Raw genomic sequence first — 18,528 nt, forward strand, 5'->3', positions numbered from 1 at the left:
CTTTTACAAGCCTTTTAAAATTAACGGTTGCGCAATCAATTCCTAATCTGCTCATTTCTTGCGTAACCTATTGAATTAATGTAAATTGTACCATATTTAAAATTCTGAAAATATATTTTAAACCACTTATTTTAAGAATATGTAATTTAACATTTGTGATGATTAAATACATATTCTTTGTTTAATCAATAAGCGTTTTCTTCACCGCGCACTGCATTAATAACCGTTTGTACTATAATCTTTATATCTAATTTTAACGTCCATTTCTCCACATAAAAAATATCTAGCTTGGTACGGTTTAAAATATCTTTCTTCTCAGTAATTTCACCGCGATACCCTCTAATTTGAGCAAGACCTGTTATGCCGGGTTTCACAAAATGGCGTACTAAATATTTATCTACGGATACTTCATAATCATGGGTGTGAGATTCCATATGTGGTCTGGGACCTACCACACTCATTTCGCCTAAAAACACATTTATAAACTGAGGCAGTTCATCTATACTGGTTTTGCGAATAATCCTGCCTACTCGCGTTACACGCATATCTCCCTTAGTTGCCATTTTGGAATCAGCATCGTCAGAAGGGGCCATAGATCGGAATTTATAACACCAAAAAGTTTTACGTTTTAAACCGTGTCTTTTCTGCTTAAAATAGAGGTTACCGGGAGATTCCGATTTAATGAGAATATACATTAAAGGCGTTAGCCAAGAGAGAATTGTGATTATAACCAAAGACGAGAAGAAAATGTCAAAAGTACGTTTAACAACACGTGCAAATAACGTGTCCAACGGCACTCTTCTAAGGTTAAGAACAGGAACGGTTTCATAGAGTTCTATGAACATGCCCCTGGAATAGATTTCTTTGTTATCCGGTATGATTTTTACACGAATAAGGTTGTTGTCAGCAAAATCTATAAGGTTACGTAGTTCCTTGCTATTGAATTTAGAGGCTACACAGTAAATCTCATCTATATCATTTTCTAATATATAGAGAAAGCAGTCCATAACTGGCCCAAGAAAGGTAGGACTTTTAGATTTTTTATCGTCAAAGTAACCCATGTATCGGTAACCCAGTTCAGAATCATCAAATACCTTTCTAATTTTCTTTAAATTTTTGTCACGGCCCAGGACCACTACCTTTACCGAGTTACCACCCCATAAACGGTATTTTTTACGCAGCCAAAAGAAAAATACGCGGTACGCGGTAAGTGCTGTACAGATTAAGAAGTAAACGAATAACTGGTGCTCCAGAGATTTGTAGATTCTTCCTGTTATTCCGAACAGGGCAAAATAAGCCAAGCCATAAATCAAGTACAGCTGAACGACCTTTTGAATGTTGGTAAAAAAGCGCTCTTTACGTTTTCGGGTATAATAACTTAGGCCGTACGTTATAAGAAGCCAAGAGATATTGTAATGTAGAATGTAGTAACCGTTAGTATAGGTTTGCGGAGTAAGAAAATAGAGAAAACCGTTAATGATACTTAAGTGTACCGCTATCGATATTGGAATGACCCAGTCAGAATTTTTAAAACTTTTCATTTCCCTATTTCTAATATCACATTTAAATTAAATACAAGAAAAAATTCACAGCTGAAATTTGCGGTTTAAACCTTGTATTTGTGAAATATAGCTCATGTAAGAATTTACTTAGTGTTAACATATGGGTAACAATAATTTTATACAAGTTTATTAATTCTTTATATCTAATTATATTAAGATATAATTGAGCTTTAGGGGGAGTTTTTTAATTTCGCTCGCAAATATATGACTTCGAGTAGTACAGCCAAATAAAATGCAGTTATTTAACCATAACAAAATATACCTTACATATGTTTTTACTTTGGTAATCTTTGGTGAAGTCCGTGTAGGTGGTACTTACAAGAAAAGTAGGTTCTGTGTGTTACGCTGAAAATAAAATTACATCTATCTGCCTGATTATACGGAGAATAAATTTTGGGTTTAAGACCCTAAAACAGTAAGTACGCAATTCTGAGAAACATTATTGCAAATATTTGGGTTTAGCGAACAAAAATTTGATAAAACAATTGTAAAAAGGAAGGTAAAATAAACTTATGACAATGAGTAGCATAGATGAACTTAAATTGTTTTTTTTGGAAAAAAGCGCTCAAAAATGAAAGGGAGCGTTCCCCAACGCTCCCTTTCCGAGTTATATAATACCTACTTCTAATTTTGAAGTAGTTATTCAACCTACTTATGAGTTACAAATATCCAAAATTCTTACAATTCATTTTGATTCTAAAGGAATCAAAATTGACTCAATTAGAATCTTTAGTTAATGACATAACCCAATAACCAATATAGGATAATGAATACAAAGATTCCGCCGATGCAACCGCATTTTCCGCCTCCTATTTTCTTGGCGCCCCAACCGGCCAAAATTGCTTTAAGGATATTTTTCATAGTGTAGTTTTTAGATTTCTAATTCAGTTTTGGTTTTCATGAAATCACCCGAAAGCAGATTCAACTGCTCCGCCATCAATACGAACATTGGTTCCGTTAATATAACTGGCGTGTTCCGAGCATAAAAAGGCAACCACGGCTGCAACTTCTTCCGGTTTTCCTCTGCGCTCCATTGCAATGTGTGGCCTTTTGTTTTTTACGAACCATTCTACCGCTTCTTTTACCGAGATATCTTTTTCTTTTGCCAAATCTTCCATCATGGCATCTGTCATTGGCGTTTCAATATACGCGGGCGAAACACAATTGAATAATATTTCTTCTTTAGAATACGCGCGCGACAGGCATTTGGATAAATTGATAATAGCGGCCTTACAGGCATTATACGGACTTTCATCTACATAAGGCTGAAAAGCATTTTCACTGGCAACCATAACCATACGGCCCCATTTTAGTTTTTGCATTTGCGGTACAAATGCACGCGCAACACGAACCGCACCCATTAAATCTACCTGAATGGTGTTCATCCAGTCTTCATCGGTAAGGGAGAGGAAATCTCCGGCAGCACCTCTGGCTCCCGCCGAATGAAAAACAATATGAGCGCCACCAAATTCGGTTTCAACTTTTTCGGCCAAGTCCAACACTTCTTGGTTTTTAGAAATGTCGGCAGCAATACCCATAACTTTTGCACCATCTCTAGCATCTTTCTCCACTTGTTTTACGGCATCTTTTAGGTCTTTGCCATTTTCTCTGTCGGACAAGATGATATTTACACCTTCCCTAGCAAGAAATTTAGCGGTTTCTATTCCTAATCCTGAATCCCCTCCTGTAATTAGGGCTGTTTTTCCTTTTATATTTAAATCCATTGTAATTGGTTTTTAATTGTACTTATTTAATTCTTTTTATATTATCCATTCGCGGTAAAACCGGGATAGCAGGTCATGCCACCATCTACAAAAATGGTCGTCCCGTTTATATATTCAGATTCATCCGATGCTAACCAGCTGGCTACGCTGCCTATATCCTCCGGCACACCAATGCGTTTATAGGGAATGAGTTTCAGCATGTTTTTCTTTCCTTCTTCGGTACTCCAAACATCCTCGTTAATATCTGTTTTGATAGCCCCGGGAGCAATACTGTTGCATCGTATTTTCTCATGTGCATAAGCTTGGCAAATACTTTCCATTAGCATAAGTAACCCACCTTTTGAAGCTGCGTAATTGGCGTGCCCGGCCCAAGGTATGGCTTCATGAACAGAGCTCATGTGAATAATCTTTCCCAGAGAACGGGAAACATCTTTGCGCATACCACGACGTAAAAATTCATTAATGGCCTCTTTGGCACATAAGAATTGTCCGGTGAGGTTTACGTCTATCACTTTTTTCCAATCCTTTAAGGGCATTTCATGTAAAGGATGGTCTATTTGTAAGCCGGCATTGGCTACGCATACATCTACTGTTCCAAAATGATCTATGGTTTTTTTGAATAAAGCTTTAACGTCTTCTTCTTTGCTCACATCGCATTGAATAACAATGGCATCTCCACAAAGTGCGTTCTTATTTATTTCATTCGCCACTTCTTCGGCTTCTTCTTTTGAGCTTCTATAGTTCACTACAATATTGGCGCCTTCTGTTCCCAAAGCCTTCGCAACGGCAGCACCTATGCCATTACTGGAACCTGTAACGATACAAGTTTGGTTTTCGAGTCTTTTATTAGGTTTTTGCATATCTGGTGTAATTAGATGGTAAAATTACAGGGGACCGTTGCAACGGGATAGTCCAATACATAAAATTGATAGCTCAATGCATTTTGAGTTTAAAGTGATTAGAACCAAGAACTTCAGTTTTATTTTTTAAGGCATAAATTTTTTTTATTCCGTCTGTCGGGTGTGGCTAACAGCCGTTTATTTGTGCAACAAGCATTAGGAAAAGCCTTTGCTTTTATTGAAGTAAGAAATTAAATTGAACATGATGATAAAACCTAAAACAGAAGTACCCGAAATAGAGTTGCCGTTAATTAACGATACAAGGTGGAGTCTGTCTGCCCAGAAAAGCAAATCCTTTACGGTTCTTGTTTTTTATAGAGGATTACATTGTCCGGTATGCAAGAATTACTTGGAAGAACTGGCCAAAAAATTAACTGATTTTTCAGATAGGGGAGCCCATGTAGTGGCCATTAGTAGTGATAGTGAGGAACGTGCTAAAAAGGCGGGTAAAGAATGGGACGTTCCCGAGTTGCCAATTGCTTATGGATTGTCTATTGAAGAAGCTAGGAATTGGGGTCTTTTTGTCTCTAAAGGAATCAAAGATTCGGAGCCGGATATGTTTTCGGAACCGGGGGTTTTTCTGGTAAGACCGGATAACACGTTATATGCGAGTGCAGTGCAGACCATGCCGTTTGCAAGACCTAATTGGAAAGATATTTTGAATGCCATAGATTATATAGAAAAGAACGATTATCCGGCCAGAGGCGGTGAATAGGTTTTTAAAAAGGTGACAAGTGTCAGGTTTTGTGGAGTAAACTACACCAAAGTATAGTAGGTGAGTCTATTTGTGCAGTGTATGTCAATACTTTAAAAGTATTTTGTAACTTTAAGTGAGAGATACACTACGCTTGCCATTTTCAAGAAAACATGCACTAAAATAACGAGCCTATGGAACTGAATTACAAAATTTATCGGAAAGTAAAAATCTATTTCAACAAGGTTGGTGGTGCATTGCCAAATTTGGAGCGGTTAAAGGAAAGGTCCTCATTGGATTTTGGAGCTTCATTAGTAAACGCAAGGCTACAGGAAATGCGTTTGGTCCAAGCGGAGCTGGTAAACTTTTTTATACATCCAAATATGAAGTTACCGTATGTTCCTGCTTCTAGATGTATGGCGTTGACCACCTGGTATGGAAAAGATGAGCTATTTTCTTGTAGAAATCTGAGTTCTTTTAATGAACTGCTAACCGTAGAGGACAATAGGGCATTACAAGAGATAAGTTATTTTATAAAAGACCCACATTTGCCCGCCACCTTAAAGGAGATTTTTGAACATCATAGGGAAAGACTTAAAAAATTGCACACCACTAAAGATGTGCTAAACGAATTATAAATGAATGAATATACAGGACTACGATACGAAAGAATTGGTAATGGAAAGAAAACGATAGTCTTTGTACATTATTTTGGCGGAGATGCTGGAAGTTGGAAATGGTTAGCCAATAGATTACGAAAAAAGTACACCTGTATCTTGTTGAACTTACCAGGTTTTGGAGGTACTAAACCGCTTGCTGAGCCTTCTATTTATGGCATGGCGCAATCCATTAATGACTGTATTGATGAGTTGAAGTTGAAAGATTTTATACTCTGTGGTCATTCTATGGGGGCAAAATTGGTCCTTTATGCCGCACAAATTAATAACGGAAACCTACCTAGTAAACTTATGCTAATCGCGCCTTCGCCGCCAACAGTAGAAAATATGCCCGACGAAGAACGAAAGCGTATGTTAAATCATCCGGATAGGAAAGAGGCAGTGAACACCGTGCAGGGAGCCGCAAAAAAGAAGATGGGTAAAAAAAGAATGCTTTACGCTGTAAATTCTCAATTGCGAATTGAAGAAACCACATGGAAATGGTGGTTGAACATTGGTATGAAAAACAATATTGCCGAACGCATTATAGGGCTGGAGATACCAACGGATGTTATCTTTTCTAACGACGACCCCGTAATTTCTACAGACGCTATTTACAATGAAGTGCTACCGCATCTTAGTAGTCCTTCTACGGTTGCTTTAAGTAGGGTAGGACATCTAATTCCCATGGAAATTTCTCGAAAATTGGCTAGAATCATCAAAAAACTTAACAAATAAAAGAGAAGCGTATAATTCCGCTCTTTTTAAAATAAGCCCATATTGTAGGGCTTAAACTGGTATATGGCGAATAGCATTCACATCAAAAGCAAATAAGTTAATATATGAATGTTAAAAGCGTAAAAATCATATGCTTATTATAGACCTTTGCCCTTTATGCAAAAGGAAAAGAAAAAAAATAGGTGGTTGCGGCGCTTAGGACGGGTGTTCTTAGCGGTCTTACTTGTATTTTTTGTTTTGGTACTTTTTATTCGGAGTCAATGGGGCCAGGATATTATAGTAAGTAAATTAACCGATTACGTTTCTCAAAAGACCAATACCAAAGTTGAGATAGAAAGCCTTTTCCTAACTTTTTCAGGAAATGTATTTTTAGAGGGTTTATATTTGGAAGATATACAAGGCGATACCTTGGTCTATTCTAAGAATTTGGAGGTCAACTTACCTTTAACACCTTTAGTTTTTAGTAATGAACTTAGTCTAAGGTCGGCCACCTGGGAAGGTCTTCGTGCACATATTAAACGAACAGAAACTTCAGAGGATTTTAATTTTACCTTTTTAGTAGATGCTTTTGTTTCTGCAGATACTACTAAGACCACTACAGGTTCGGAGCCAATGCAAATAAGTATTGGCGAACTTGATTTCAAAGATTTTAGAGTCGAATACAATGACCGGTTTCTAGGAATAGATAGTCAGATTCAATTGGGGCAATTGGAACTGGATGCAGATGAAACCGATTTGGAAAAATTAAGGTTTGAGCTAGATGAACTGATCCTCTCTAATACAAATATTAGCTATAGGCAGACCAAGCCTTTTGTTTCCACGGATACTACTATGGCTACTATGCCTTATTTTACTGTTAGTTCTTTACAGTTTCGAAATGTACAGGCAGATTATGAATCCATTCCCGATGAGATTAGTGCCAATTTAGACCTGAAAGATTTTGAGCTGCAATTACCAAAAGCGGATTTGGCAACGAGTGATATCCAAGTAGATTATTTGGCTTTAAAAGGTTCTTCTATTGCGTTGCGACTTCCAACGGTAGTTGAAACCGTAGATTCAACTGTAACGAAGGCTGCCAATCCAGCTTTTGAATGGCCCAAGTTTTTAGTTCGTGTAGATGAAATAGATTTCCAAGATAATGCTATTGCCTATGCTATGGGAACGGCCGAACCTCAAAAAGGAAAGTTCAATCCCAATGCGATAACCCTTTCAGAATTTAAATTGCAAGCAAAAGACATTGGTTATCAGCCTAAAAAGGTGCAAATGAATCTTACTGCTTTTTCATTTTTGGAACAAAGTGGTCTGGTACTGCGGGATTTGACATTCAACACGAAGCTTAGTGATAATTCCGCTTCATTAAACGACTTAAGCATAGGTGTGAATGAGAGTTCATTGGCCGGTAAAATGACATTAAAGTATCCATCTGTTGAAAAATTGATGGATGCTCCGGAGCAGACTAAAATAGAGATGGTATTACAAGAGGTATACTTTGATCTAAAAGATGCTTTTACCCTTCAACCAGAACTTGTGGCGAATACCTATTTTAAATCCGCAGCGCAGCACCCGGTGCAGGGTAGCATTAACGCAAGTGGTACTTTACAGAAAATAAACATGAACCGGCTACAGTTAAATTGGGGTGAAACCACCCAATTGGTTGCTCAAGGAGATTTGGAGAACATAACAGAACCGGATTCACTTTATTTCAACTTCAAAACAATAGATTTTAATACGATTAAAGAAGATGTTGCACAATTTGTTTCCGAGGAAGAATTGGGTATTTCTCTTCCTGAAACCATTGCTTTGAATGCCGTGGCAAGTGGCAAAACAAACGATGTCATCGCAAAAGCAACATTGAGAATACCCGAAGGCACCATTGCCGCAGACGGAAGATATCAAGATGGTGTAGATATGCGGTATAACGGAAACATAAAAGTAGATAGTCTTGAATTAAATAAGCTGTTGAATAATCGAGCATTGGGCAATGTTTCCTTTCTTATGGATGTTTCTGGAGGTGGCGATGTTAACAACTTGGATGTAAATTTAAGAACGGATTTCACACAATTAGTATTAAGTGATTATAATTTTTCGGCATTACAGTTAGAAGGAGATATCAAGAATGGAGCAGGAGTAATTGATATTTCGTTTAAGGATGATAATCTCAACTTTCTGGCGAAGACCAATGTTGCATTAGACTCACTGAATTCAAAAATAGATTTGGATTTGAATGTAATAGGTGCCGATCTATTTGCCCTAGGGCTAACCCAAGAGAAAATTAAAGCGGGGCTTCAGCTTCATGCAAATTTCAAGGGTAATGCCAACGCTTATTATGTAGACGCCCAGATCGAAAACGGGATAGCGGTCTATGAAAATGAACAATACCAGATGGGACCTGTAAATTTTAAGTCCAATATTACAGATACAAATACGGAGGTTACTGTGAACAGTGATTTTTTAATGGGAAGTTTAAAATCCAATGCCTCGCCAAAAGGGCTAAATGATGCGTTGACCCATCAATATGAAAATTACTTTAAAGATAGTATTTTGGAAGCGGCCACAGATTCCGTTCAATTAAAAATGAATCTGAAACTTTCGCCAACCCCGTTTCTCACCAAGGTGTTTTTGAGGGATGTAGAACGGTTGGATTCGGTTGTCATAGATGCAGATTTTGATGCACGTACCAAAAAGCTGAATGCCAATATGCACGTGCCGGCCATTTCATACCAAGGGAGTTCCATAGATAGTTTGAACGCGAAGGTTACCGGAAATGCTACCAGTCTAAATTTCAATGCAGGTTTCGAAGGGCTAGTCGCGAACCCTATTGATATTAAACAAACATATATAAAAGGTGACTTAAAAAATAAGAAATTGTTTCTGGATTTTATAGCTAAGGATGATAGTGTGGCCATTGCTAAAATATCCTCACAACTTACACTTTCAAAAGATACCACCCTCATTCATATTGATTCTGAAAATTTGATTTTAAATAGAAAGGAGTGGTCCGTTCCCAATGATAATCAAATAGCTCTTGCAGATAAATCATTACAACTAAAAAACATGACTTTCACCAGAAATGAACAGTCTTTGACAATCAGTGATCAGTTGCCAAATCAGGAGAGGGAACACCTAGGCGTTGTATTCGATAATTTTGAGTTACAAACGTTTTTGAGCTTTTTGAATCCCGATGAAACCTTGGCTTCTGGTCTGGTAAAAGGAAATTTAATAATAGAAAATCCCTTTGGGGCAACCGGTTTGGTAGCTGATTTTAAGATCAGTTCGTTGGAAGCTTTACAAAATCCTCTGGGGAATTTGTCGCTTAAAGCAAATTCTGCGGGTAATGCGTCATATGATTTTAATCTAGCTCTTAAAGATGGTGGCGCAGACCTTGATTTAAAAGGCGATTATGCAGCTGCTGAAACCGGGGCCAAACTTAACTTTGATCTAGATTTGAACCGTATAGAGCTCAAAATGCTTGAAAATTTCGCGGAAGGGAGCATCAAGAATTCCCACGGTGCGTTATCCGGGAAAATAAATGTATCCGGAACTACCGCTGCGCCCGTGTATGATGGTATTATTAATTTTAAAGATATAGACTTTAATGTTGCTGCGGTAAATACGGTATTTAAGATAAAGGATGAACAATTGAGACTGAACACCAAAGGCGTATATTTTGATAGTTTTAAAATTGCAGACGCGGACGGTAGCGAGTTTGCGGTACAAGGAGCGGTGCTTACGGAAAATCTTCTTAACCCTTTTTTTGACTTGAAGTTGAACGCAGAGAATTTTAGGGTGTTGAACTCCACTAAAGAGAACAATGAGCTGTATTATGGCGTAGCCAGTTTAGATGCAGACCTAAAGGTTGCGGGTGATGTGCAATTGCCACAAATAAGTGGTAAACTAAGAGTACGTAAGATTACAGATGTTACGTATGTAGTTCCGGAATCACAATTAGATGTTGAGGAACGCGACGGTGTTGTGCTTTTTGTAAATCGTGACAATCCTAACGCAATTTTAACAAGAAACGACCAAGAAGAAACACCATCTATTTTTAAGGGGATGGACGTTAGTGCGGTTTTGGAAATTGCAGAAGATGCAGATTTTCATGTTATTATTGATGAGCGTACGGGAGATAACCTTGAGATTTCCGGTGATGCAGCACTCAATCTGAATATAGAACCTAGTGGAAGAATAAGCCTGTCTGGAAGGTATGAACTTAAATCGGGTCATTATGAAACCAACCTTTATAATTTGGTGAATCGTAGGTTTGAGATTAATCCGGGGAGTACCATTACTTGGCAAGGAGATCCAACGGATGCCAAGTTAGATGTAACGGCCGTCTATAACATAGAAACATCGGCAGAACCTTTAATGTCTTCCGTAATTTCTAGTGAGGACGTTAGTGTTAGTTCCAAATATAGCGAGGTGTTGCCTTTTATGGTCTACCTAAATGTAGATGGTGAGCTTATGGAGCCGGAGCTGTCCTTTGGGCTGGATATGCCAGAAGATGAACAGGGGGCTTTAAGCGGAGCCGTTTACGGTCGCGTACAGCAATTGAACGGTCAGGAAGCGGAATTGAATAAACAAGTATTCTCATTATTGGCCTTAAACCGGTTTTACCCGGATTCAGGAAGTGATGGTAGCTCTGGAGGTACGGCGGCAATCGCCAGGGATAACGTTAATAAAGTACTATCCGGAGAACTTAATACCTTCTCTGATAAGGTTTTTGGTAATACGGGGGTAGAGGTAGATTTTGATTTGGATAGCTTTACGGATTATCAGGGCGATACTCCACAAGACCGTACACAGCTAAATATAAATGCCAAGAAAAAGTTGTTTGACGACCGTTTGGTAGTAACTGCCGGAAGTGCTGTAGACGTAGAGGGCAGTGCGCAATCTAGTGAAACGGAAACTCCTATAATAGGCAACGTAAGTTTAGAGTACCTGCTTACCAAAGACGGTAGGTATCGCTTGCGCGGATTTCGTAAAAGTGAATATGAAAATATTATTGATGGCCAGTTGATCGTGACAGGAATGGCTGTGATCTTTAATAGGGAATTCAATAAATTTAGCCAGTTGTTCAATCCTATAAAAAAGAATGTGGATAGGGAGGCTAAAAAATCAAAGGATAATAAAGAGGAAGAAAAATCGAATCAGAAGCAGTAATATGAAGTTGAGAGCAACCCCTATTTTGCGTCTATTAGTACTGCTTTGTTTGGCGGTGCAGTATGCATGTAGCGTTGGTAAGTACATACCTGAGAACGAAGTTCTATTTACGGGAGCAGAGATCAAAGTAAATTCCGAGGAAGAGAAGCGGGCATTAAAACCAGTAGAGCAGGAATTGGGAACAGTATTGTCGCCCACTGCCAATTCAGATGTTTTGGGTTTACGTTTAGGACTTTACTACCACTATAAGGCGCAAAAGAAGAAACCGGGATTTCTTTATAAATGGTTAGATAAAAAGTTTGGCGAGGAACCAGTGTATTTAAGTGATGTGAATACAGAACGAATGGAGGAGTTAATGCTCAACAGACTTGATAATCGCGGGTTCTTTTACAGTAAGGTTTCCACGGAAATAGATAGTGCAAAAAAATATGCAGCCGTAAAGTATACGGCCAATCTGCCAAGACCCTATACGTTACAGGAATGGCAGATAGATAAGGACAGTTTGCCCATTTATAATGAAATTGAAATAGCAATGACAGATACCAAATTAAAAGCCGGTGAGCGTTTTGATTTGGAATTGTTAAAGTATGAAAGAGAGCGCATAGATTCTCACCTTAAAAAGCGTGGGTACTATAATTTTAATTCGGACTTTCTCATTTTTGAAGCGGATACGAACCGCTATGACAACAGAAAATTTGACTTGTTTTTAAGGTTGAAAAAAGGAACACCAAAGAAATCCATTATACCCTATACAATTGATTCTGTGGCTGTATTTCCCAACTACTCCATAGAAAATGACAGTCTACCACAACCCTCGGCAATTAGCGAAGAAAACGGAATATACTTTATTCAAGACGAGGAATTCTTTAAACCTAAGCGTTTGGAACCCTATATTCTTTTTAAGAAAGGGGAGGTTTACAATTCTGAAACCGCACGGTTAACCAGCAACAGGTTAGGGGATTTGGGCAGTTATAAGTTCGTAAATATCCGTTTCAATGAAGCAGATACCGCTAACGTGACGAGTAAACGTTTCTTAAATGCAGATATTTTCTTGTCACCCTTAACTAAAAGGTCTATTCGTACAGAGTTACAGGCTGTAACCAAATCTAACGGTTTTGCAGGTCCGGGAATAGCGGTAACCTACAACAACCGTAATATCTTTAACGGAGGGGAAACATTCAGCCTTACAGGAGATTTTTCTTATGAAACGCAATTGTCAGGAGGTAATAATGCAGGGTTAAGCAGTATTGCAGGAGGGTTGTCAGCTAATTTGCTATTGCCTAGACTGGTTCCTTTTTCGCCTAGCAGATTTAATTATTCGGTTCCAAAGACTAAAATAAGTTTGGGAGGCGATATATTACAGAGGAGTCAGTTGTATACACTAACTTCTTTTAATGGGTCGTTTGGTTATACGTGGAATGCTAATAAATATGTCTATCATGAGCTAAACCCCATTAGTATAACTTATGTAAATCTAGCCAATACTACAGAGGAGTTTGAAGAGATTCTAGCTAATAATTCATACTTGAGCAGCAGTTTTGAACAGCAATTTATAGCAGGTCTCAATTATACTTTTACTTATAATGAATTAGTAAGCAAGGATAAGAAGACGCCTATTTATTTTTCTACCGGCTTGGATGTGGCGGGCAATACCCTTAGTCTCATAAGTGGTGGTAAAACCACGGCTTTTGGTCTTGAGTATGCACAATATGTAAAGGCGGAAATGGACTTTAGATATTATTTAAAATGGGGAAAGGAGAGTGCATTGGTTGGTAGACTTTATGCCGGTTGGGGTATTCCCTATGGCAATTCAACTACCTTGCCGTTTGTAAAACAGTTTTATTCCGGTGGTCCATACAGTGTTCGTGCATTTGAAATCAGGTCTTTGGGTCCCGGTACTTTTATAAGTGAGGAAGATAGCACCAGTTCTTTCTATGATCAATCTGGAAACTTACGATTGGAGGCAAATCTAGAATATCGTTTTCCAATTTGGTCGTACCTAAAAGGAGCATTGTTTCTTGATGCGGGAAATATATGGCTCACTAGTGAAGTGGAAATAGATGAGGATGACGATGCAGAAAGTATAGCCCTGAGTGAACAATTGATGGCCGAAGGTGAATTTACTTCTGACTGGATGAAAGAATTAGGTGTTGGCGTTGGTTTTGGGCTTCGCGTAGATATACAGAGTTTTGTTATTCGTTTTGATTTTGCTTCACCATTACAAGTGCCTTATTATGCAGAAGGAGAGCGTTTAAGAACGCCGTTTTTTGAGGGTGGGAGTGGAAACCTTGTATTTAATTTTGCTATTGGTTATCCTTTCTAAATAAGAAATACGGCCTGTAGCCTGCCTAAAATGCAGTGTTTTTTGTTATGAATTTATAAAAACTGGTAAATAAATTTTACTTTTGTTACCTTATTATAGTCTTTGTTCATGCTGGTTACCTCAGTGATATAAAATGATAAAGGCAAAATAGTTTTAATGATAGCTTCATGCTATTCTGCAAAATACGCTAACGGTAAAACTTTCTTGTAATTTTGATACACACTTTAACATACGAGTCCACTGCAATAAAAGAATTGACCAATGCAGATGTAGAAACTATCCTTGAAACGGCAAAGATTTTTAACGGTCAAAATAACATTACAGGGTGTCTTATTTTTTATAAAAGAAGATTTATTCAAATTTTAGAAGGCGATAAAGAAGAGGTTCGTACACTTTTTGAAAAAGTTAAAAAAGATAAGCGACATAAGAAAGTCTATCTTTTATCAGAAGGTCCAACAGATCAACGTAATTTTCAAAGTTGGGGCATGGTCTATTATCCTATAGATGAAAATGATCTTAATAAGAATGAATACGAGCAGTTTAAAAGAAACCTTTTGTTGCTGGCGGATTTAACGTCACATTCAAATCAGACTGCTATCCTTTTCTGGAAACGGATGAAACTGTTAATTACCGATCCACCAAATGCTTAATGGATAATTTAAAGCACAAAAAAAGGACGATGTACATCGTCCTTTTTTTATTTAATTAACTATATTTTAATCAAACTGCTTTAAAGATGCTCTCAACATCCAAGCCATTTGCTCATGAGCTTGTAGTATGCCGGTAATGAAATCTGCGGTACCCTCATCATTGTGAGCTTCTGCGTTGTCTCCTATACTTTTTCTAATGAACTTAATTACCTTGTCATGGTCTTTTAGTAAGACGGTCATGAAGCTAGCACTGTCTGTTTGGTCCGGATTGTTCTCTTCCAAATGGGATAATTCTAAAAATTCTTTTAATGTTCCCGGTGAGTAGAATCCTAACATACGGATACGTTCTGCTACTTCATCGATAAAATTCTCCAATTTTCCGTATTCTTCTTCAAAAAATACATGCTTGGTATGAAAATCAATTCCCTCTACATTCCAATGTGCGTTTCGCGTTTTGGTGTACAGTAAAAATTCATCCGCCAATAATTGACGTAACATCTTTACTACTGCTTCACGGTTCGATTTTTTAATTCCTATCTCAGCCTTCTGTGCTTCCTTTACTTCCATAATTTATATATTTTTAGGTTTTTTCTGAATTCTTATGCAAATTAAGGCTAAACAGATTCCTGGGTTGACTGGAAAAGTTTATAATTTGCTCCAAAAAAAACCGACTTGAGAACCAATCTATTTCAATGCAATTACATTATTTATTTATGCTTTTAAGTTAAAGAAATAGAGTAGTCCTTTTTATTTTTAAGGTTAAAATGAAGAGAAACCAATAAGTAAGGAAAAGAGATATGAAGACGTTGAACGACTTATTCGAGCATCAACTTAAAGATTTGTACAGTGCTGAAATTCAGTTGTTGGAGGTTCTGCCGGAAATTGTAGAAAACGCCAATAATAAAGAATTAAAGCAGGCTTTTGAAGAGCATTTAAAAGAAACTAAAGCACAGAAGGATAGAATAGAAAATGTATTAAAGGAGTTGGGTATAACACCGCGAATTGAAACTTGCCAAGCTATGCAGGGGCTTTTAAAAGAAGCTAAAAATTTTATAGAGGTGGCTGAAGATGAGGAGCTTATGGACGTAGGTCTTATTGCAGAGGTGCAGCGTGTACAGCATTATGAAATTTCAGGATATGGTACTGCGGTAAGATTTGCAAAAGAGTTGGGGTATAGACATATTGCAAAAACATTGCAAGAAACACTTAATGAGGAGTATGATGCGGATAATACGCTGGAAAAATTAGCTGAAAACAGATTAAATAAAAAAGTAATAGGAGGAAATTCCTAAGGTTTAGAATACCTATTTTAGGAAACTCCGAAGCATTTAGTAGCTCGCTACAGCGGACTATCTGCTTGGGAGTTTTTTTATGAACTGAAAAAATAGAAATTATGCTGGCATTGGTAAAACGTATCTATAATAGTATTTCATTTGTAACTGTTCTAATTGCATTGGGATATGGTATGATTGCCTTTCTTTTGGTTATTTTTCCAACAGATATATTGGATAATTTTCCCAGTGTGGCCATTACCGATATAGAAAGCATTAAATTCATTCTCTCGTTTACAATTGGCGGCATATTTACATTAACTGTCTTTAGTTATACCATGGTAATGAATGTTCTTAACCGGAGTATCAGTAATTATTCGCCTAGACTTATTCCTTTAATTCTTCATGAAAGACATCATCAAATTATTCTTGGTGCTACCAGTGGTACAATAATTTATAGTTTGATAATGGCAGTCCAGATTTCTAGTGTAAATGTGGATGAATTATCTTCTTTGGCAGCTCCTTTGGCTATTGTAATGGTAGCGATATGCGTATTTCTATTCATATACTTTATACATAGCGTATCACAAAGTATTCATGTAAATTATGTAGTACACCGTTCTTATTTAAATACAAAAAAAAGTATCCAAAATATTCTGGATATGAAGGCGGACTTATCATTCTCAAAGGAAATTGAGGGTGATTGGGAGGATACCGTTACTTTTGATTCTTGTGGATATCTTAATTATATAAGATTACAGAAATTACTTTCTATCTCAGAAAAACATAAAGTACAGTTTAAATTAGAAAAGCAAATGGGTGCTTTTGTCCTTATTGATGAGGTAGTCCTCTCCGCATCAAAACCTATGGATAAGAAATTACGGGACGAAGTAAAAAGATGTATCAGTGTAGATCGCTCAGAACCTATGAATGTTGTTGAAATTGGTTTTAAGCATTTAGTTGAAGTAGCCATTAAAGGAAGCTCGCCTGCAATAAATGACCCAGGAACTTCTTTGATTGCTGTAGATTATTTAATACAACTGTTTATTCTAAGGAGAACGATTCCTAATTTCAATAAGTATACTTCCCGAAAAGGAGGTTGTGTGTATTTTGAATTGATACCTGAACATACCCTTAAGGAATATGTATTTAAGGAAATGGAAACCTACATGAAAGACGACCCTATTTTAGCCGAGAAACTAGCTACATCAAAACGGAAACTGGCTATTCACTAATATACGATATATTAGCTGGAGCTTTATGTTCCTTCTGGTATCTGAACCTATATCATATTTAAGATATTGGTACGCACTCTTGGTTCTTATTCGCTACAAAAGGAGATTTTATCAAGTTCTGATAACAATACACAAAAAAAACCGACACTTACCGTGCCGGTTTCCATTAACAACCAAACCATTCTAACCAAAAATCTTATGCAGAAGCTGCCATCATGTTCTGCTTATCTTTATACTGCTTAGGGCTGCAGTTATATTTGTTTCTGAATATTTTTGAGAAGTAGCTACGGCTAGTAAACCCTATACTGTATACAACTTCGGAAATATTTAAATCTGTATTTTTAATAAGTTCTTCAGCTTTAAGAATACGTACCTCTCTAATGTAATCCGTTACCGTGGTACCATGCATTAATTTAAAGCCTTCTTGTAATTTACAAGGAGATAATCCGGATTTGCGACAAAGCTCTGATATAGATAATTGTCTCTCTGGATAATTGTTCACGAAATCTGAAATCTCTCTTACGGATTCCATTTCTCTTGTGTTCAAACTTCCTGTTTGATTTTCTTGGTTTTTAAGGTCATCTGTATGTTGTTGTACCTCTAGGGCCAAAATCATGTGTACCAGACCTTCAATTAATAAGCTTCTTACAATACCTTGTTGTTTAATTGCTTTAAGCTGAGATATTTGATCTGCGATTTTTAAGTTGTAAGACCCAATATAGATTGTATTTTCTGCTGGCTTTCCTTTCAACATTAACTCTTGAAGTCTAAAGTTTAAACCGTTTTTCTTAGAAGTATCACCTTGAGCAACCGTTCTAACCACAATTAATGAAGTCTTTACGCGCACTTCTTTCTGAAAGTAAAGTACATTATCCGAGTGGCTGGCATTGGTTAAGATACCAGTTTGAAAGTTTTCTAAAACATTCTTTTTTGTATCATTGCCAAAACTGTGCGCAATTCTTCCTGCAGAGCAATAAGCGAAACAAATTGGAGCATTTTCTTCAGAACCCGTTATTAATGTAAAGTCTTCCGAAAATTCCATATCAAATTCTAAATAAGAAATACCCCCTTTAAAAGAGATTCCTCTAATATGTCCTTGTCCCAAATCATTGTCCAAGGTTAAGATATGCTCTTTAGAATTTACCGTTAACGAACCACCAAAGTTTTGGTGTAGTTGTTGAAACATATTTTTTATTGCTGCAGATGATAAAGTGATTGTATTCATAGTGTGTTTTTTAAGGTTGTTAATTGTATAAGTAGTAAGTTGATTATCCTTTTATATTTTGATGATCCGAATTGGTCATTCCCATAATAAAATTCTCTGGCATTGTTATATCAGAAGAAAACTCCTGTACAGACCTTACGCGGCCCACTCTTGCCAGCTGATCTGAAATTGTATGTATTAAATTTTTCATTGTTACCAGGTTAATTGTTTGTACTGGTACAAAGATCGTGGGGTAGTCAACCTTTTCTCTTACACAATTTTCGCTTTGTGTTATAGAATTGTTGGTTTTGGCAATAAAAGGCGTTAAAAAGTACTAAAAACCAGGTGTTTTGAAGAAATGAGGAGACATCCCGCTTACCTCTATATAAGGTAGCGGAGGTAATTGTGTAAT

General features: G+C 37.1%; 15 protein-coding genes. 8 read left to right on the forward strand and 7 right to left on the reverse strand.

All coding sequences use genetic code 11. The features are described from left to right. Positions 1–185: 185 nt before the first annotated feature. From KO521_RS19120 to KO521_RS19130, 4 genes are all read right to left on the reverse strand, one after another. On the reverse strand, positions 186–1,541 hold the full coding sequence (locus tag KO521_RS19120) for an exopolysaccharide biosynthesis polyprenyl glycosylphosphotransferase (RefSeq protein ID WP_215941496.1): 1,356 nt from the start codon (positions 1,539–1,541) through the stop codon (positions 186–188). 750 nt (positions 1,542–2,291) lie between these two features. Beyond that, complete coding sequence (locus KO521_RS20575; RefSeq protein WP_262886101.1) at positions 2,292–2,423, reverse strand: hypothetical protein; 132 nt, start codon at positions 2,421–2,423, stop codon at positions 2,292–2,294. Positions 2,424–2,467: 44 nt separating this feature from the next. Further along, positions 2,468–3,286, reverse strand: coding sequence for an SDR family NAD(P)-dependent oxidoreductase (locus KO521_RS19125; RefSeq protein ID WP_215941497.1), 819 nt, complete (start codon positions 3,284–3,286; stop codon positions 2,468–2,470). Positions 3,287–3,327: 41 nt separating this feature from the next. After that, on the reverse strand, positions 3,328–4,146 hold the full coding sequence (locus KO521_RS19130) for an SDR family oxidoreductase (RefSeq protein ID WP_215941498.1): 819 nt from the start codon (positions 4,144–4,146) through the stop codon (positions 3,328–3,330). Between the two features lie 241 nt (positions 4,147–4,387). On the opposite strand from KO521_RS19130, the gene KO521_RS19135 reads away from it, so the two are divergent. From KO521_RS19135 to KO521_RS19160, 6 genes are all read left to right on the forward strand, one after another. After that, positions 4,388–4,900 (forward strand): peroxiredoxin-like family protein, encoded by a 513-nt coding sequence (locus KO521_RS19135; RefSeq protein WP_354668228.1) that lies wholly within the window; start codon positions 4,388–4,390, stop codon positions 4,898–4,900. Between the two features lie 173 nt (positions 4,901–5,073). Further along, positions 5,074–5,517, forward strand: a complete 444-nt coding sequence (locus KO521_RS19140; RefSeq protein ID WP_215941499.1) for a hypothetical protein — start codon at positions 5,074–5,076, stop codon at positions 5,515–5,517. Further along, a complete protein-coding gene (locus tag KO521_RS19145) occupies positions 5,518–6,273 on the forward strand; it encodes an alpha/beta fold hydrolase (RefSeq protein ID WP_215941500.1) in 756 nt (251 codons plus the stop codon). 156 nt (positions 6,274–6,429) lie between these two features. Further along, positions 6,430–11,433: a translocation/assembly module TamB domain-containing protein gene (locus KO521_RS19150; RefSeq protein ID WP_215941501.1), complete on the forward strand. Its 5,004-nt coding sequence runs from the start codon at positions 6,430–6,432 to the stop codon at positions 11,431–11,433. A gap of 1 nt (position 11,434) precedes the next feature. Continuing rightward, positions 11,435–13,756 (forward strand): BamA/TamA family outer membrane protein, encoded by a 2,322-nt coding sequence (locus tag KO521_RS19155; RefSeq protein WP_215941502.1) that lies wholly within the window; start codon positions 11,435–11,437, stop codon positions 13,754–13,756. A 212-nt stretch (positions 13,757–13,968) separates the two neighbouring features. Continuing rightward, entirely contained in the window at positions 13,969–14,406 is a 438-nt protein-coding gene (locus KO521_RS19160; RefSeq protein ID WP_215941503.1) for a BLUF domain-containing protein, read from the forward strand. A 66-nt stretch (positions 14,407–14,472) separates the two neighbouring features. On the opposite strand, the gene KO521_RS19165 is transcribed toward KO521_RS19160, so the two are convergent. After that, the gene (locus tag KO521_RS19165; protein ID WP_215941504.1) at positions 14,473–14,973 is read right to left on the reverse strand and encodes a Dps family protein; all 501 of its coding nucleotides are present in this window, start codon (positions 14,971–14,973) and stop codon (positions 14,473–14,475) included. A 230-nt stretch (positions 14,974–15,203) separates the two neighbouring features. Between KO521_RS19165 and KO521_RS19170 the strand changes: the two genes are divergently transcribed. Then, positions 15,204–15,698: a ferritin-like domain-containing protein gene (locus tag KO521_RS19170; RefSeq protein WP_215941505.1), complete on the forward strand. Its 495-nt coding sequence runs from the start codon at positions 15,204–15,206 to the stop codon at positions 15,696–15,698. 101 nt (positions 15,699–15,799) lie between these two features. Beyond that, positions 15,800–16,912 (forward strand): DUF2254 domain-containing protein, encoded by a 1,113-nt coding sequence (locus KO521_RS19175; RefSeq protein ID WP_215941506.1) that lies wholly within the window; start codon positions 15,800–15,802, stop codon positions 16,910–16,912. 196 nt (positions 16,913–17,108) lie between these two features. Here the strand turns inward: KO521_RS19175 and KO521_RS19180 are convergent, their stop codons facing one another. Together KO521_RS19180 and KO521_RS19185 are read right to left on the reverse strand one after the other, a co-directional pair. Further along, positions 17,109–18,137, reverse strand: coding sequence for a helix-turn-helix domain-containing protein (locus KO521_RS19180; RefSeq protein WP_215941507.1), 1,029 nt, complete (start codon positions 18,135–18,137; stop codon positions 17,109–17,111). A 43-nt stretch (positions 18,138–18,180) separates the two neighbouring features. Beyond that, complete coding sequence (locus tag KO521_RS19185; RefSeq protein WP_215941508.1) at positions 18,181–18,327, reverse strand: hypothetical protein; 147 nt, start codon at positions 18,325–18,327, stop codon at positions 18,181–18,183. Positions 18,328–18,528: the final 201 nt, after the last annotated feature.

It is taken from the genome of Zobellia uliginosa, from assembly GCF_018860745.1.
Classification (GTDB): domain Bacteria; phylum Bacteroidota; class Bacteroidia; order Flavobacteriales; family Flavobacteriaceae; genus Zobellia; species Zobellia uliginosa_B.

Coding starts and splice junctions, on each gene's coding strand:
- KO521_RS19120 (WP_215941496.1), bottom strand. CDS start 1,541: ATGAAAAGTTTTAAAAATTCTGACTGGGTCATTCCAATATCGATAGCG.
- KO521_RS20575 (WP_262886101.1), bottom strand. CDS start 2,423: ATGAAAAATATCCTTAAAGCAATTTTGGCCGGTTGGGGCGCCAAGAAA.
- KO521_RS19125 (WP_215941497.1), bottom strand. CDS start 3,286: ATGGATTTAAATATAAAAGGAAAAACAGCCCTAATTACAGGAGGGGAT.
- KO521_RS19130 (WP_215941498.1), bottom strand. CDS start 4,146: ATGCAAAAACCTAATAAAAGACTCGAAAACCAAACTTGTATCGTTACA.
- KO521_RS19135 (WP_354668228.1), top strand. CDS start 4,388: ATGATGATAAAACCTAAAACAGAAGTACCCGAAATAGAGTTGCCGTTA.
- KO521_RS19140 (WP_215941499.1), top strand. CDS start 5,074: ATGGAACTGAATTACAAAATTTATCGGAAAGTAAAAATCTATTTCAAC.
- KO521_RS19145 (WP_215941500.1), top strand. CDS start 5,518: ATGAATGAATATACAGGACTACGATACGAAAGAATTGGTAATGGAAAG.
- KO521_RS19150 (WP_215941501.1), top strand. CDS start 6,430: ATGCAAAAGGAAAAGAAAAAAAATAGGTGGTTGCGGCGCTTAGGACGG.
- KO521_RS19155 (WP_215941502.1), top strand. CDS start 11,435: ATGAAGTTGAGAGCAACCCCTATTTTGCGTCTATTAGTACTGCTTTGT.
- KO521_RS19165 (WP_215941504.1), bottom strand. CDS start 14,973: ATGGAAGTAAAGGAAGCACAGAAGGCTGAGATAGGAATTAAAAAATCG.
- KO521_RS19170 (WP_215941505.1), top strand. CDS start 15,204: ATGAAGACGTTGAACGACTTATTCGAGCATCAACTTAAAGATTTGTAC.
- KO521_RS19175 (WP_215941506.1), top strand. CDS start 15,800: ATGCTGGCATTGGTAAAACGTATCTATAATAGTATTTCATTTGTAACT.
- KO521_RS19180 (WP_215941507.1), bottom strand. CDS start 18,137: ATGAATACAATCACTTTATCATCTGCAGCAATAAAAAATATGTTTCAA.
- KO521_RS19185 (WP_215941508.1), bottom strand. CDS start 18,327: ATGAAAAATTTAATACATACAATTTCAGATCAGCTGGCAAGAGTGGGC.